Annotated in this window: 11 protein-coding genes; all 11 read left to right on the top strand. The window is 52.5% G+C overall.

The annotated features are described in order from the left end of the window. Positions 1–30 precede the first annotated feature (30 nt). The 11 genes from BFW38_RS11950 to BFW38_RS11900 all read left to right on the top strand — a co-directional run bounded on the left by BFW38_RS11950 (position 31) and on the right by BFW38_RS11900 (position 13638). The gene (locus BFW38_RS11950; protein ID WP_425427906.1) at positions 31–780 is read left to right on the top strand and encodes a heme ABC transporter permease; all 750 of its coding nucleotides are present in this window, start codon (positions 31–33) and stop codon (positions 778–780) included. A 4-nt stretch (positions 781–784) separates the two neighbouring features. Beyond that, complete coding sequence (gene ccmD / locus BFW38_RS11945) at positions 785–1042, top strand: heme exporter protein CcmD (protein WP_068999002.1); 258 nt, start codon at positions 785–787, stop codon at positions 1040–1042. A gap of 18 nt (positions 1043–1060) precedes the next feature. Further along, the gene (ccmE, locus tag BFW38_RS11940; RefSeq protein ID WP_068999001.1) at positions 1061–1531 is read left to right on the top strand and encodes a cytochrome c maturation protein CcmE; all 471 of its coding nucleotides are present in this window, start codon (positions 1061–1063) and stop codon (positions 1529–1531) included. 7 nt (positions 1532–1538) lie between these two features. Then, on the top strand, positions 1539–3518 hold the full coding sequence (locus BFW38_RS11935; RefSeq protein ID WP_068998999.1) for a heme lyase CcmF/NrfE family subunit: 1980 nt from the start codon (positions 1539–1541) through the stop codon (positions 3516–3518). Then, positions 3515–4051: a DsbE family thiol:disulfide interchange protein gene (locus tag BFW38_RS11930; RefSeq protein WP_068998997.1), complete on the top strand. Its 537-nt coding sequence runs from the start codon at positions 3515–3517 to the stop codon at positions 4049–4051. The genes BFW38_RS11935 and BFW38_RS11930 overlap by 4 nt, the downstream gene beginning before the upstream one ends. Beyond that, positions 4036–4536 carry a cytochrome c-type biogenesis protein gene (locus tag BFW38_RS11925; RefSeq protein WP_068998995.1) on the top strand — a complete coding sequence of 167 codons (501 nt, stop codon included), beginning with the start codon at positions 4036–4038 and terminating at the stop codon, positions 4534–4536. Before BFW38_RS11930 ends, BFW38_RS11925 begins: the two co-directional genes overlap by 16 nt. Further along, a complete protein-coding gene (gene ccmI, locus BFW38_RS11920; protein ID WP_068998993.1) occupies positions 4533–5768 on the top strand; it encodes a c-type cytochrome biogenesis protein CcmI in 1236 nt (411 codons plus the stop codon). Before BFW38_RS11925 ends, ccmI begins: the two co-directional genes overlap by 4 nt. 96 nt (positions 5769–5864) lie before the next feature. Then, positions 5865–9368: a chromosome segregation protein SMC gene (gene smc, locus BFW38_RS11915; RefSeq protein WP_068998991.1), complete on the top strand. Its 3504-nt coding sequence runs from the start codon at positions 5865–5867 to the stop codon at positions 9366–9368. A 446-nt stretch (positions 9369–9814) separates the two neighbouring features. Beyond that, entirely contained in the window at positions 9815–11116 is a 1302-nt protein-coding gene (locus BFW38_RS11910) for a cell division protein ZipA (protein ID WP_068998988.1), read from the top strand. A gap of 198 nt (positions 11117–11314) precedes the next feature. Further along, positions 11315–13348, top strand: a complete 2034-nt coding sequence (ligA, locus tag BFW38_RS11905) for an NAD-dependent DNA ligase LigA (RefSeq protein ID WP_068998987.1) — start codon at positions 11315–11317, stop codon at positions 13346–13348. Next, positions 13348–13638: a YheU family protein gene (locus tag BFW38_RS11900; RefSeq protein WP_068998986.1), complete on the top strand. Its 291-nt coding sequence runs from the start codon at positions 13348–13350 to the stop codon at positions 13636–13638. Before ligA ends, BFW38_RS11900 begins: the two co-directional genes overlap by 1 nt.

The raw sequence follows: 13638 nt of genomic DNA, 5'->3' as shown, positions 1-13638 counted from the left end.
ACCTGAAACAGCTTGATGAGGACCAATACCGTGTGGAACTGGCTGAAGCAATGCTATCACCGCCTGGGATCGCCCAAGTGGTTCTATCAGATCAGTGGCCGTTGGCTGCCTTGGTTTGGTGTGGCCTGCGTGCTCCTGCTAAGTATTGGTCTTGTCTGGGGCTTGGCTTTTGCGCCTATGGATTATCAGCAGGGGAATAGTTTTCGCATTATTTATCTGCATGTTCCCGCCGCGATCTTGGCGCAATCGATTTATATGATGATGGCCGCCATGGGGGTGGTGTTGCTGGTATGGAAAATCAAGATGGCGGATGTGTTAGCCAAAGCCTTAGCGCCGATTGGTGCCTCCATGACTTTTTTAGCACTTGTCACTGGGTCGATCTGGGGAATGCCCACATGGGGAACCTGGTGGGTATGGGATGCACGTCTAACGTCAATGTTGATCCTGCTGTTTTTATATCTGGGAGTGATCGCATTACGTGAGGCGTTATCGCCAGAGGATGCGGCCGCCAAAGCTTGTGCCATTCTCGCGATTGTCGGGGTGATTAATATTCCAATTATTAAATACTCTGTGGACTTATGGTACACCCTGCATCAACCTGCCACTTTCTCTTTGACCGAAAAGCCAGCCATGCCGATGGAAATGTGGCTGCCCTTATTAGTGATGGTCTTAGGGTTCTATTGTTTTTTAGCTTGGGCGACTTTATTGCGTGCCCGTCATGAAATTCTGCGCCGCGAGCAGCAGGCGCACTGGGTGCGTGAGCTGATGTTGAGGGAGTGATGTCATGAGTTTTGCAAATATGTACTTTGCGAATCTGACCGATTTTGTGCATATGGGGGGGCACGCTCCTTATGTCTGGGGGGCCTATGGTATCGGCGTGGCGATCCTCGTACTGAATATTTTAGTGCCTTGGTGGCAAAGCCGCCGTTTTCGGCAACAGTTGCAGCGCCGGTTATCTCGTAAGGCACAGCATGCCGCATCTGCCACTTCTTCGATGAGCCGACCCGCGGGTACGGATCACGTATCGACTACGCGGCCATAACGGGATAAGGAGCCTGATATGAATCCCAAGCGTAAGCAGCGCTTATTGTTAATTGGTCTACTGGTTGGCGGTGTGGCTGTCGCGGTCAGTCTAGTGCTCTATGCCTTGAACAGTAATATTAACCTCTTTTATACCCCAACTCAGATTGCGCAAGGTGAGGCGCCTCAGGGCCGTGAGATTCGGGCCGGCGGTATGGTGGTTGAGGGGAGTGTCCAGCGTGCATCAGGCGCTTTAGACGTGCAGTTTGGTGTGACCGATTATGCCCACACCGTCACTGTCTCCTATGACAAAATTCTGCCGGATCTCTTCCGTGAAGGTCAGGGGATTGTGGCTGTCGGGCAATTGAATGCTGAGGGTGTTCTGGTCGCGTCTCAAGTATTGGCCAAGCATGATGAGAATTATATGCCCCCAGAAGTGGCCGAGGCTTTGAAGCAATCCGGTCGTTTACCGCCTGACTCTGAATCCGCTCCTGTCAAAGCGCAACCTTGAGGTGATCATGCACATAATCGAATTACCCGAATTAGGCCACTTTGCCTTAATTCTGGCCCTGTGCATGGCTTGTGTGCAGATGGTGATGCCGTTATTGGGCACTCTGGTACGTCAACCGGTTTGGTTGGCTTATGCGCAACCGGCGGCATGGGGACAGTTCTTATTCCTGACATTCAGTTTTGCCTGTTTGACAGCGAGCTTCATGCTGGATGATTTCAGTGTGGCGTATATTGCCAATAACTCGAATAGTGCTTTGCCTTGGTACTATAAATTTAGCGCTGTGTGGGGCAGCCACGAGGGATCGTTATTGCTGTGGATTTGGATCCTGTCTGGGTGGACATTTGCTGTCAGCCTGACGCGTGGATTACCCGCTGAAATTTTAGCGCGTGTACTGGCGGTGATGGGCGCGATTTCTGTCGGGTTTGCGCTGTTTATTCTGGCGACATCTGACCCCTTTGAGCGTATTTTGCCCCGAATCCCGACGGATGGTGCTGACCTGAACCCGCTCTTACAGGACTTCGGTCTTATCGTGCATCCGCCTTTGCTTTATATGGGCTATGTCGGGTTTGCTGTGGCGTTTGCATTTGCGATTACCGCGCTCTGGAGTGGTCGGTTGGATGCGGCTTGGGCACGTTGGAGTCGGCCCTGGACAACGGTGGCCTGGATCTTCCTGACATTAGGTATCACCCTCGGTTCGTGGTGGGCCTATTACGAACTGGGCTGGGGGGGCTGGTGGTTCTGGGATCCGGTCGAAAATGCCTCTTTGATGCCTTGGTTGGTGGGAACCGCCCTGATGCACTCTTTGGCGGTGACGGAGAAACGTGGTGTCTTCCGTAGTTGGACACTGCTACTGGCCATCTTCTCGTTTTCATTGAGCTTGCTGGGGACTTTCTTGGTGCGCTCCGGCGTGCTGAATTCGGTGCATGCGTTTGCGGCTGACCCAGGTCGGGGCTTCTTTATTTTGGTCCTGTTGGGAATCACGATTGGGGGCTCATTACTGCTTTATGCATTGCGCGTACCTAAAGTGAACGTCAAGGTGCGCTATGCGCTGTTTTCCCGCGAAGTCTTTTTGCTTGTCAATAATATTATTCTTGTTGTGGCGATGTTGACGGTCCTATTGGGGACAATCTATCCGCTATTACTGGATGCATTGGGACATGGCAAAATTTCTGTCGGACCTCCTTACTTCAATGCCTTGATTGCGCCGCAAATGATTCTGCTGGCGTTCTTTATGGGATTAGGGCCTTTGACGGAATGGAAGCAGGCCCGTTGGCAGCGCTTACGGCAGCGCTTATGGTGGGCTGCTGGCGCGACCCTGGTCTTTGGCCTTGTTGTACTTCCGTTTATCTATGATGGGCAATGGCACTTCTGGGTGGCTATGGGCATGACGGTGACGCTCTGGATTGTGCTGACATCACTGCGTGACCTGTATGAAGCGGCTCGAGGTCGACGCGGTCTTGCTGGGGTGACGGCCAGCCGCTGGGGCATGATCTTAGGCCACCTTGGTTTAGCTATGACCGCTTTTGGGGTCACCATGGTGGCTAATTATGCTGAAGAGCGGGATATCCGAATGGCCTTGCAGGAGCCTGTTGAGGTGCATGGGCTGAACTTTACGTTGACCTCACTGGAACATGTAGAAGGGCCGAACTATACCGCTGAGCGTGCAGTCGTGTCGGTGTCGGGACCCGATGGGGCCCAAATTTCAGTACTGCATCCTGAAAAACGCTTATATGCGGTACGCCGGATGCCGATGACGGAAGCGGCGATTGACTGGGGCTTCACGCGAGATATTTACGTGGCGATGGGAGAGCCTCTGGCGGATGGGGCTTGGGCGATGCGTGTTCACTATAAACCTTTTGTTCGTTGGTTATGGTTTGGTGGGGGCTTCATGGCGCTTGGTGGTCTCTTAGCGGCTTGTGATAAACGTTATCGGTCTCGGGTCAAGCGTTCTGAAGAGGCTGCTGCCGTCACGGAGGTTGCGGTATGAGGCGTTTGGTGCTGTTTATTCCGTTGGCGATTTTTTTGGTGTTAGCGGTTTTTTTCATGCGAGGCTTGTCACTGAACCCGATGGAGCGCGCTTCCACCATGATCGGCCAGCCGTTACCTGAGTTCAGTTTGAAACGACTGGACGCTCCGCATCAAGTGGTGACGCGTGATGACCTACTAGGTCAAGTCTTCTTGCTTAATGTCTGGGGGAGTTGGTGCCCCAGTTGTTACGATGAGCATGAATACATTGTGGCGGCTGCAAAAGCCGGTGTGCCGGTCATTGGGTTGAACTACAAAGATACGCCGGAAAAAGCTCATGAGTATTTACGTAAAATGGGCAACCCCTATCAAATGAATTTACAGGAGCCTGAAGGTATGCGGGCACTGGCCTTTGATCTCGGCGTTTATGGTGCGCCAGAAACTTTTTTGGTCGATCGTGAGGGCACCATTCGTTATCACCTGACGGGGGTTGTGACCGAAACCCTATTAAATGAAACGCTCCTGCCGGAGGTGCGCCGATGGCAAAAACATTGATGGGCCTATGTATGGGTCTGCTCATTGTCTCAATGGCTCACGCCGCGATCGAAGTGTTTCCATTCGCAGATGATCAACAGCGTGATCGATTTCAACATCTTACCGAACTATTGCGCTGCCCTAAGTGCCAGAACCAAACTATTGGGGGGTCGAATTCGCCAATCGCTCAAGATATGCGTGAACAGCTGTTTACTCTTTTACAGCAAGGGCATTCGGATCAGGAAGTGATTGATTATATGAAGGCCCGGTTTGGTGATTATGTGGTGTATCAGCCCCCCATGCGGAAAGATACTTGGGTTTTATGGTGGTTGCCGCCATTGGCGCTATTGGCGGGTGCCATCATTATCTTGGGGCTGGTATGGCATAAGCGCCGCCAGTCTAATGCGGCAGCTGAGGTGACGTCTTCCCCCCACGAAGCTCAACGCGCTGCACGCTTGCAGCAAGTGTTGGATCGCTATGCTGACGACAAGGATATTCCCTCATGAGTAGTTTATGGATCGGCCTGAGCCTTTTGGTTGTGATGGCTGTTCTCGTGTTATTGCTAGCCGTTTGGCGGTGGCCTCGTCTGCAGCAACGTTTGATCAGTGAGCACAAGGCTCGGAATGCTGAAAATGTGCGTTTGTTTCAGCAAAAGCTGGCTGCTTTAGAGCAAGCGCATGCTGCAGGTGAATTAGATGCCCCTGCTTATCAACAGCAGCGTCATGAGTTGGAAGATAGCCTTTTAGCGGATACTGAACAGGAAGCCGCGGCTGAGTGGCGCTCTGGTTCGAATAAAACGGCCATGATGGGTGTGGTCGTCGTGGCCTTGAGCATGATCCTGGGGGCGGCAGGATTATATCGTCATTGGGGAGGTGCTGATGAGGTCGCGGCTTACTTTACCCATCAACAGCTAGTGGCTGAAGGTCAGCAAGATTTTGGTAAGTTGTTGAAGCGGCTTGAACAGACTGTCGAAGAACATCCAGATGATCCCCAAGGCTGGTCGCTGTTGGCACGTATTTATCTAGATATGGGGCGTTATGAACAAGGGGGGCAGGCGTTGGAGCAGATTATGCGTCTGCAAGGGCGTCAACCTGTGTTCTTGGCACAAACGGCCCAAGCTTACTACTTTGCCGATCAACGACAGATGTCGAGCCGAGTAAAAACGCTGATCGATGAGGCATTAGAGGCTAATCCGTCCCAGTCTCAAGCGCTGAGTTTGTTGGGCATGCATGCTTATCAATCTGAGCAATGGGCTTCTGCATTGGATTACTGGGAGCGTGCTTTAGCCAGTGCGCAATCTCCTGAGGCTGAAAAAGCACTCACCGAAGGTGTTAACGAGTTACGTATTCGGCTGGGTCAAGCGCCTCTGCAGGCTCAGGCTAGCTTTGCGGTGAAAGTTGATCTTTCCAATCGAGCGCGTATGGCGGTGAGTGAGGATGATGTGGTCTATGTCTTAGCACGTCGACCCGATCTGCCTATGCCTTTGGCGGTGGCACGTCTGAAAGTCAGTGATCTGCCGACGACGGTGGTTCTGGATGATGGGCAGGCAATGTCCCCGCAGGCTCGCTTATCTCAGGCGGAGCAAGTGCTCGTTCAGGCTCGCGTTTCTCGTCATGGTGATCCCAAGGCTCAGCCGGGAGATTGGCAAGGGGGAAGCGATACACCGCTGGCGGTTGACGGTCGTCAGGAGGTCAATATCGTGATTGATCAACGCTTAGAGACTGATCCGGCCTCGTAAAAGGATGCTTGCGAGCGATACAAGGACGGGCCAAAATGGCCCGTTTGTCGTTTCTGGGCCTAGCCTGTTCTTTTGACTAACGTAGACTGATGATGCATGCGCCTCAAATCCATTAAGCTGGCGGGGTTTAAATCCTTCGTTGACCCGACAACGGTGCCCTTCAAAAGTAATATGAGCGCGATTGTCGGCCCTAATGGCTGTGGCAAATCGAATGTCATTGATGCGGTACGCTGGGTAATGGGGGAGTCGTCCGCCAAGTATCTGCGTGGCGAGTCCATGACTGATGTGATTTTCAATGGTTCCCGAGGACGAAAACCCGTTGGCCAAGCCTCCATTGAATTGGTGTTTGATAATACGGCCGGTAAGTTAGGCGGTGCTTACGCGCAATATGCTGAAATTGCAGTCAAGCGTCAGGTGACGCGAGAAGGCCAGTCGAATTACTTTCTTAACGGGACTAAGTGCCGTCGTCGCGATATCACGGACTTGTTTCTGGGCACCGGTCTAGGGCCGCGCTCTTATGCGATTATTGAGCAGGGCATGATTGCCCGATTGATTGAGGCGAAGCCCGAAGAGTTGCGGGTTTATTTGGAAGAAGCTGCGGGTATTTCCAAATACAAAGAACGCCGGCGCGAAACTGAAAACCGCATGCGACGCACAGAAGATAATCTTGAGCGTCTGGAGGATGTGAGGGACGAGCTGGGTCGACAGCTCGAGCGTTTATCTCGTCAAGCAGAGGCGGCCCGTCGTTACCAACAACTCAAAGCGGATGAGCGACGTTTACGGGGCGAGCTTGCGGTACTGCGCTGGCGCGAGGCCGATCATCAGCTCAAGGGGATTATTGATCAAGTCCGTGAGTTGGAGCTTGAAGTTGAAGCGCATTTGGTTGAAATCCGGCGAATCGAAAGTGAGCTGGAGACGGCGCGTCAGACCCAGACTCAAGCGGCGGATGCATTGGATGACGCTCAAGCCCGCTTTCATGAAACCGGTCAGGCGATTGCACGTTTAGAACAGCATTTACAGCATCGTACTCAACGCGCTCGACAGCTGCAGCAGGATTTAGAAGCCCTGATGCGCAGTGAGCAGGAATTGAATGAATCTGATCAATCGGATCGAGCACGTCTCACCGAGCTTGAAGAGGCGTTAGCATCGCTTCAGCCCGAGCTTGAAGCCCTGGATGAGCAGCACTTGATGGCTGAGGAGGCGTTGGCTCAGCAATCGGAACAACTTGAAGACTGTCAGGCACGCTGGGAAACATTTCGTGAGCATGCCGATCGGGATCAGCGCGAAGCCGAGTTAGCGCGTGCCAGTATTCAGCAGCATGAAACCAATCAAACTCAATTGAAGCAACGCCTTCAGCGTCTGAGTGAGCAAGCCTCGTCTTTAGAATCAACCACGCAGTTGGATGAGCAGATTACCTCACTGACGCTTGAACGTGAGGCCATGCAGGATCAGATCCAAACGCTTGACGAGGAAGCGGAACAGCTCCAGCAACAACGTGAAAGCCTGCGTGAGCAGGTGCAACAGCTGCGTGATCAGCTGGATCAGAGGCGTACTCGGTATCAACAAAATTCTGGGCGGTTGGCTTCTTTGCAGGCCTTGCAGCAAGCTGCGTTAAAGCATGATGATGAGGGGGTGAACCAGTGGTTGGCGCAACAAGGATTGGCACATGAAGCTCGATTAGCAGAAAAGTTGGTTGTGGCACCGGGGTGGGAACATGCGGTGGAAACCGTTTTGGCTGATCAACTGCAAGCTTTAGTTTTACCCGGTGCCTTGCCGGATGCCCAGCTTGAGGCTTTAGCTCAGTCCCCCCAAGGATCTCTCAGCTTGATGGTTGATACCCAATTGACCGCCAGCCCTGATCAAACTTTGGCCGCTTATGTGCAAGGGCCAGATGCGGTGCGTCGTGGCTTGGCCAAGATCCTCGTGGTGCCGTCTTTGGCTGAGGGGTTGGTATTACGCCCGACGCTGACGGCAGAGCAATCCTGTATCACTCCTGAAGGTTATTGGTTGGGGCCGGACTGGTTAAGGATACATCCCGCAGACCAGAACGATGATGGGCCGCTGGCACGCCAAAGGGCATTAGAAGTATTGGAGGTTGAGCAGGATGAGCTGGCAGAAACGATCGAGAGCACGGCAGAGCACTTAACACGCTTAGAGCGTGATTTAGAGAGCGGTGAGCAGAAACGCCAGACATTGGTCGCCCAACAAAAGCCAATACAGGGGCGTGTCTCTCAACTCTCTAGTGAACTTGCAACGCTTGAAACTCGTCGTGGCCATATTGCCGAACGTCAAGGGCAAATGGCTGAGGAACGCGAAGAGCTGGCCATCCAGATGGAAGACACCGAGATGGCCTTAATGTCGGCGCGTGACACTTGGCAGGCAGCGTTAGCGCGTGTCGAAAACAACGTTGAGCAGCGCGAGGCGTTAGATCGAGCGCGTCAACAGGCGCGAGACGCGGTTGAGCAGGCCCGCCAGGCGCAGTCCCAGTATCAGCAAACCCGGCAACAGTTGCAGCTCAAACGGCAGGAGCTGTTGACCAGTCAGCAAGGGATGACAGAAGGGCTGGCGCGAACACAACAACAGCGAGACCGGCTTTATGAGCGACGCCAAACCCTTGAAGCAGCACTGGAAGAGATTCACGAGCCTGATGATACTCAGCAGGCGCAATTAGATGAACTATTGGACCAGCATGCCCAACAAGAAGAAGCGGTCAGTCAGCTGAGGCAGCGGCAGCAAACAGCCTATGACAGTCAGAGCACCTTAGAGCAATCACGTACTGAGCATGACCGGCAGTTAGAGCGGGTCCGTGCTCGGCTTGATGAGGTGCGGATGCAGCAGCAGAATTTGATGGCACAACGTGATGCGCACTTATCGCAACTGGCGGAAATGGACGTTACCTTGCGTGATATTTTGCCTGATCTGCCCGAAGATGCGACCGAGTCTGCCTGGCGGCAAACATTAGATAATACCGTTGAGCGTATTCGCCGTTTGGGGGCGATTAACCTTGCCGCAATTGAAGAGTTTGAACAACAGCAAACCCGTAAGGGGTATTTAGATGCTCAGTATGCCGAGTTAATGGAGGCGCTGGATACGCTGTCTCAAGCCATTCGGCGTATTGATCGTGAAACTCGCTCACGTTTTAAAGAGACGTTTGAACAGGTCAACCAGGGGCTACAGACATTATTCCCTAAAGTCTTTGGCGGTGGTACGGCTTGGTTACAGCTCACCGGAGAGGATCTGTTGGAAACTGGGGTGGCGATCATGGCCCGCCCGCCGGGGAAGAAAAATGCGACCATTCACCTGCTCTCAGGGGGCGAAAAGGCACTCACAGCGTTGGCCTTAGTCTTTTCTATTTTTCAGCTGAACCCAGCACCGTTTTGTATGTTGGATGAGGTGGATGCACCGCTGGATGATGCGAATGTGGGGCGCTACGCTAATCTAGTGCGTGAGATGTCAGATCGTATCCAGTTCATCTATATTACGCATAACAAGCAAGCCATGGAAAAAGCGGACCAATTGATGGGCGTCACTATGCAGGAACCTGGGGTCTCCCGTTTAGTCTCTGTTGATATGACCGAGGCTGAAGCTTTAGTTCAGTAATCAATGCGCAATGGTTGCTCATTTTTTAACCGTTGGCACTTGAACTGATTACATTGACTTGTTGTCAAGGTATCATCAGTGTAGTGCTCATTGGCGCCAAAAAGAGACGTTGGCCATATTTTTGTCAAATATGACAAAGTACGATGTCATGTTAAGTGACTTGGTGCTTTCTCTCAGGTGGGTCTGATATGGATATGCAGCGTGCGCTGCTTTTATGTAGAAAGCTATGTTGAGAGCGCTATGCTTATATAAGCTCATGTTTATAACATTATGTTTATAGAAGCATGTTGATTAAAGAGGTTTTTAAACAACATGTTTGTGAAGCCTGTATGAGTAAAACGGATCTAGATATTTTGAGTTCGATGTGATTTCGCCCCGTCGACAGCGATCGACGATTGAGTGTCGTCCATTGATTTATAGACAAGTAATAGGCAGAACAGCATCTTATGGGATTGCGTGAGTGGTTGATGCTTTTAGGCGGGCTAGTCGTCATTGCTATTGCGCTTGACGGTTTACGCCGTATTCGTCGTCAACGTCGTCTTGGTGATGAAGATGATGAGGACTGGGAAGATCCTGAGGAAGCTTCGCGCCGGGCTCAGATTGCACGCGAATTGCCTAATGGTGGGGCAAGGGTTCTCTCTTCAGAAAATGAGTCCCCATGGCATGATCGTGATCCTTTGTTCGACGATGTTGAAGTGTTTGACGATGATCCTGTCCCGGTACTGAAGCACCCTGTCAGTCAAGAGTCGGATTCTGCGTTGCCGTCCGCAGGCTCTTCTCGCCGTAAGCCTCTGCGCCCGGAAGATTTGTTTACTCAGCCACTGCCTGATACGTCTGATGACGGCCCCTTTGATGAGCCGTCAGAGGCGATGCCACAATCTTCTCGTCAGCCTCAGTTTTATCAGCAAGAAGCCCCTGCCAGTGCTGACCATGAGCATATCGTGGATGCAGGGATGGAGGCCGATGAGCAAGCGCGCTGGGATGATATGCGTGCTCGTTTCCGTTATGATCCCAGCTTTATGGCGGCTTCTGCCCAGCCCCATGATCAAACCTTCGCTGATGACACGCCAGATGAGTCCATTGCCTCAGTGTCCGAGGTAGATTACTCCGGCAGCGTTGATCACACGGATAGCAACGAAGTTGCCAGAGAATCCGTTGCTGAAGCGCATGAGTCGATCGTTGATGAGCACTATACGGCACCGCCTGCTCATCCTGAGCCAGAACCTGAACCTGAACCTTCGCATCAAGATCGTATTGCCGCGGCGCTTGCCGCATTAGAAAAGCGCGTCTGGAGCGAGGCCGAAGAGTTTTTAACGATTAATGTGAATGCCCGAGAGGGCGTGCCGTTTAATGGCGTGTCGCTCCAGCAACTGATGGATGCTGTGGGCATGGCCTGTAGTGAAAACGGCTTTTTCCATCGAACTCGTTTACACCAAGGCAAAGCACACTTGGAGTACTCGATGGTCAATATGTTTGCTCCAGGTCGGTTTGATGCCCATGGCATGGACGAAACGTTTGAAACGCAAGGTGTTGTGTTCGTGATGGCACTTCCTGGCCCGATGCATCCTATGGAAGCCTTGGATGAAATGGTGGGGATTGCTCATCATCTCGTGCGTAATTTTGATGGTGAGTTACAAGATGAACAGCGTAGCGTGCTAACCAGCCAGACGGTCGAGCACTATCGGCAACGTATCCAAGAGTTTGAACGCAAAACGCATCTTGCTGCATGTAAATCGCGGCAATCTTGATGCAGGCACGACGCGGGTGGTTCGAGTCGTGTTTTTGAGGGCTCAACTGTCTATGGCCTCTTTCTGATAACCTCTCCGTATGGTCATAGCTCCTGTTGTCGCGGCCCGTGTTGTCATGGCTTGCGATTGGGATGCACGCTCTCCATACAATGATACTGACCAACCGTTTTTTCTGATTTGATTCAATAGGACCCGATCATGGCCGAGGCCTCTGCTGCGCTTGCGCGTTTAGACTCATTGCGTCAACAGCTCCAAGATTACAGTTATCGTTATTATGTCCTCGATGATTCGCCTCTACCCGATGCAGAATATGATCGTTTGTTTCGTGAATTGCAGGCGTTAGAAGCCCAATATCCTGATCAGATTACGCCCGATTCGCCGACTCAACGAGTCGGGGGTGAACCGCTTTCAGCATTTTCCGAAGTCCGTCACGCAGTGCCCATGTTGTCGCTCTCGAATGCGTTCTCCGATGAAGAACTGGCTCAATTCGTCGACCGAATCGAGCGGGAAGTCGGTGGATCAGCCCAAATGGACTTTTGTTGTGAGCCGAAGTTGGATGGGCTGGCAGTGTCTTTGATTTATGAGAACGGCCAATTGAGACAAGGGGCCACACGCGGTGACGGTATGACTGGCGAAGGGATTACCGAGAACCTGAAAACGATTCAATCGATTCCGATCACGTTGCGCGTCCAAGATGAACCTGCTCCCGCTTTGTTGGAAGTGCGTGGTGAGGTGTATATGACGCATCAAGGATTTGAAGCCTTGAATGCTCGGGCGCGTGAATCAGGTGACAAAGTGTTTGCTAACCCACGTAATGCCGCAGCGGGTAGCCTCAGGCAGTTGGACTCTAAAATCGCCGCTCAGCGCCCTTTAACGTTTTGTGCCTATCAAGTGGCGCGCATAGAGGGCGTGGAGAATAGTCTGACACACAGTGACTTGATGAAGCGCTTGGCACAGTGGGGGTTCCGGACCAGTGCCGAGCAGGAAGTGGTGACGGGCCAAGCAGGCATTATTGACTATTGCCATCGCTTAGGTGAGTTACGCGAGCAGTTACCACATGATATCGACGGTGCGGTGATTAAAGTGAACGATCTTCGCTTACAGTCGGAGCTCGGTTTTGTCTCGCGTGCACCGCGCTGGGCCATCGCGTTTAAGTATCCCGCTCAAGCCCAAATCACGCGACTGGAAGGGATTGACTTCCAAGTGGGGCGTACCGGTGCTTTAACGCCGGTCGCTCGGCTGCAGCCGGTTGCTGTGGCGGGGGTGACGGTCTCTAATGCCACTTTGCACAATATGGATGAGATTCAACGGTTGGATGTCCGTATTGGCGATACCGTGGTGGTGCGCCGTGCAGGTGATGTCATTCCTCAAGTGGTTGAAGTGATCCATGAACAGCGCCCAGAACATACGATCGCGATCCAACTCCCCGATCAATGTCCTGAATGCGGCTCCACTGTTGAACAGCTTGAAGGTGAGGTGGTGGCGCGCTGCTCGGGTGGGCTCTATTGCCCGGCACAACGCAAAGAAGCGTTGAAGCATTTCGCCAGCCGTAAGGCGATGGATATTGATGGTTTAGGGACTAAATTAATTGAACAATTGGTTGATAAAGAGTGGGTGACCAACCCGGCTGATTTATTCCAATTGAAGGCGGAGCAGTTGGCTCAACTGGAACGCATGGGGCGCAAGTCGGCTGAGAATCTGGTGGCGGCGTTAGAGCACAGTAAGTCGACGACTTTAGCGCGGTTTATCTATGCTTTGGGCATTCGGGAAGTGGGTGAGGCGACCGCAGCAACACTGGCCCGGCACTTTGGTGCACTGGAGGCATTAAAAGCCGCCGATGAAGCTAATTTGCAATCTGTCGAAGATGTCGGCCCAGTGGTGGCCCGACATATTGCGACTTTCTTTCGTCAACCGCATAACTTGGAAACATTGGAAGCACTGATTAAGTCGGGCATTCATTGGCAGGAAGTCAAGATTGATCGTGATACGCTACCCTTGAATGGGCAAACCTGGGTGCTGACCGGTACGTTGGAACAGTTGACCCGGGAGCAGGCGAAAGCTCGTCTCGAAGCCTTGGGCGCTCGTGTTGCAGGCAGTGTGTCGAAAAAGACCCACTGTGTTGTGGCCGGTTTGGCTGCAGGTAGTAAGCTGGCCAAGGCGGAAAGCCTTGGCGTGACGGTATTAGATGAAGCCGAGCTCATGGCTCGCTTGACTGAATTGGAGACGGCTTGATGCATCAGCGTTTTGTCGCGATTGCGGATTCATTATTGGCACCGGAAACATTGGCCGCGCTATTGGAAGCTTTTGTCACGCGGCAGGGTTACGATACGGCCGATACCTCGGATGCAGGCATTCAGGGGTGGGTTGAAGAGGTTAAGGCCCAGCTCAAGCGTGGTGATTTAATGATCATTCATGACATTGAGACTGAATCAACTGAGATTCTGCCCCGAGACCAGGCCGAAGCCTGGTTAAGAGGGGATTATCCGTTAGGTGCTGATTTGACCCAACCGTCTGATGTTTAA

Source organism: Terasakiispira papahanaumokuakeensis (assembly GCF_001709345.1).
Lineage (GTDB): Bacteria > Pseudomonadota > Gammaproteobacteria > Pseudomonadales > Halomonadaceae > Terasakiispira > Terasakiispira papahanaumokuakeensis.
Note: the sequence above shows the minus strand (reverse complement) of the source record. Positions and strands in the feature narration are given on the sequence as shown.

Excerpts from the sequence above, each read along its gene's own strand:
- BFW38_RS11925 (WP_068998995.1), top strand. The coding sequence starts at position 4,036 with ATGGCAAAAACATTGATGGGCCTATGTATGGGTCTGCTCATTGTCTCA.
- ccmE (WP_068999001.1), top strand. The coding sequence starts at position 1,061 with ATGAATCCCAAGCGTAAGCAGCGCTTATTGTTAATTGGTCTACTGGTT.
- smc (WP_068998991.1), top strand. The coding sequence starts at position 5,865 with ATGCGCCTCAAATCCATTAAGCTGGCGGGGTTTAAATCCTTCGTTGAC.
- ccmI (WP_068998993.1), top strand. The coding sequence starts at position 4,533 with ATGAGTAGTTTATGGATCGGCCTGAGCCTTTTGGTTGTGATGGCTGTT.
- ccmD (WP_068999002.1), top strand. The coding sequence starts at position 785 with ATGAGTTTTGCAAATATGTACTTTGCGAATCTGACCGATTTTGTGCAT.
- BFW38_RS11930 (WP_068998997.1), top strand. The coding sequence starts at position 3,515 with ATGAGGCGTTTGGTGCTGTTTATTCCGTTGGCGATTTTTTTGGTGTTA.
- BFW38_RS11935 (WP_068998999.1), top strand. The coding sequence starts at position 1,539 with ATGCACATAATCGAATTACCCGAATTAGGCCACTTTGCCTTAATTCTG.
- ligA (WP_068998987.1), top strand. The coding sequence starts at position 11,315 with ATGGCCGAGGCCTCTGCTGCGCTTGCGCGTTTAGACTCATTGCGTCAA.
- BFW38_RS11910 (WP_068998988.1), top strand. The coding sequence starts at position 9,815 with ATGGGATTGCGTGAGTGGTTGATGCTTTTAGGCGGGCTAGTCGTCATT.
- BFW38_RS11900 (WP_068998986.1), top strand. The coding sequence starts at position 13,348 with ATGCATCAGCGTTTTGTCGCGATTGCGGATTCATTATTGGCACCGGAA.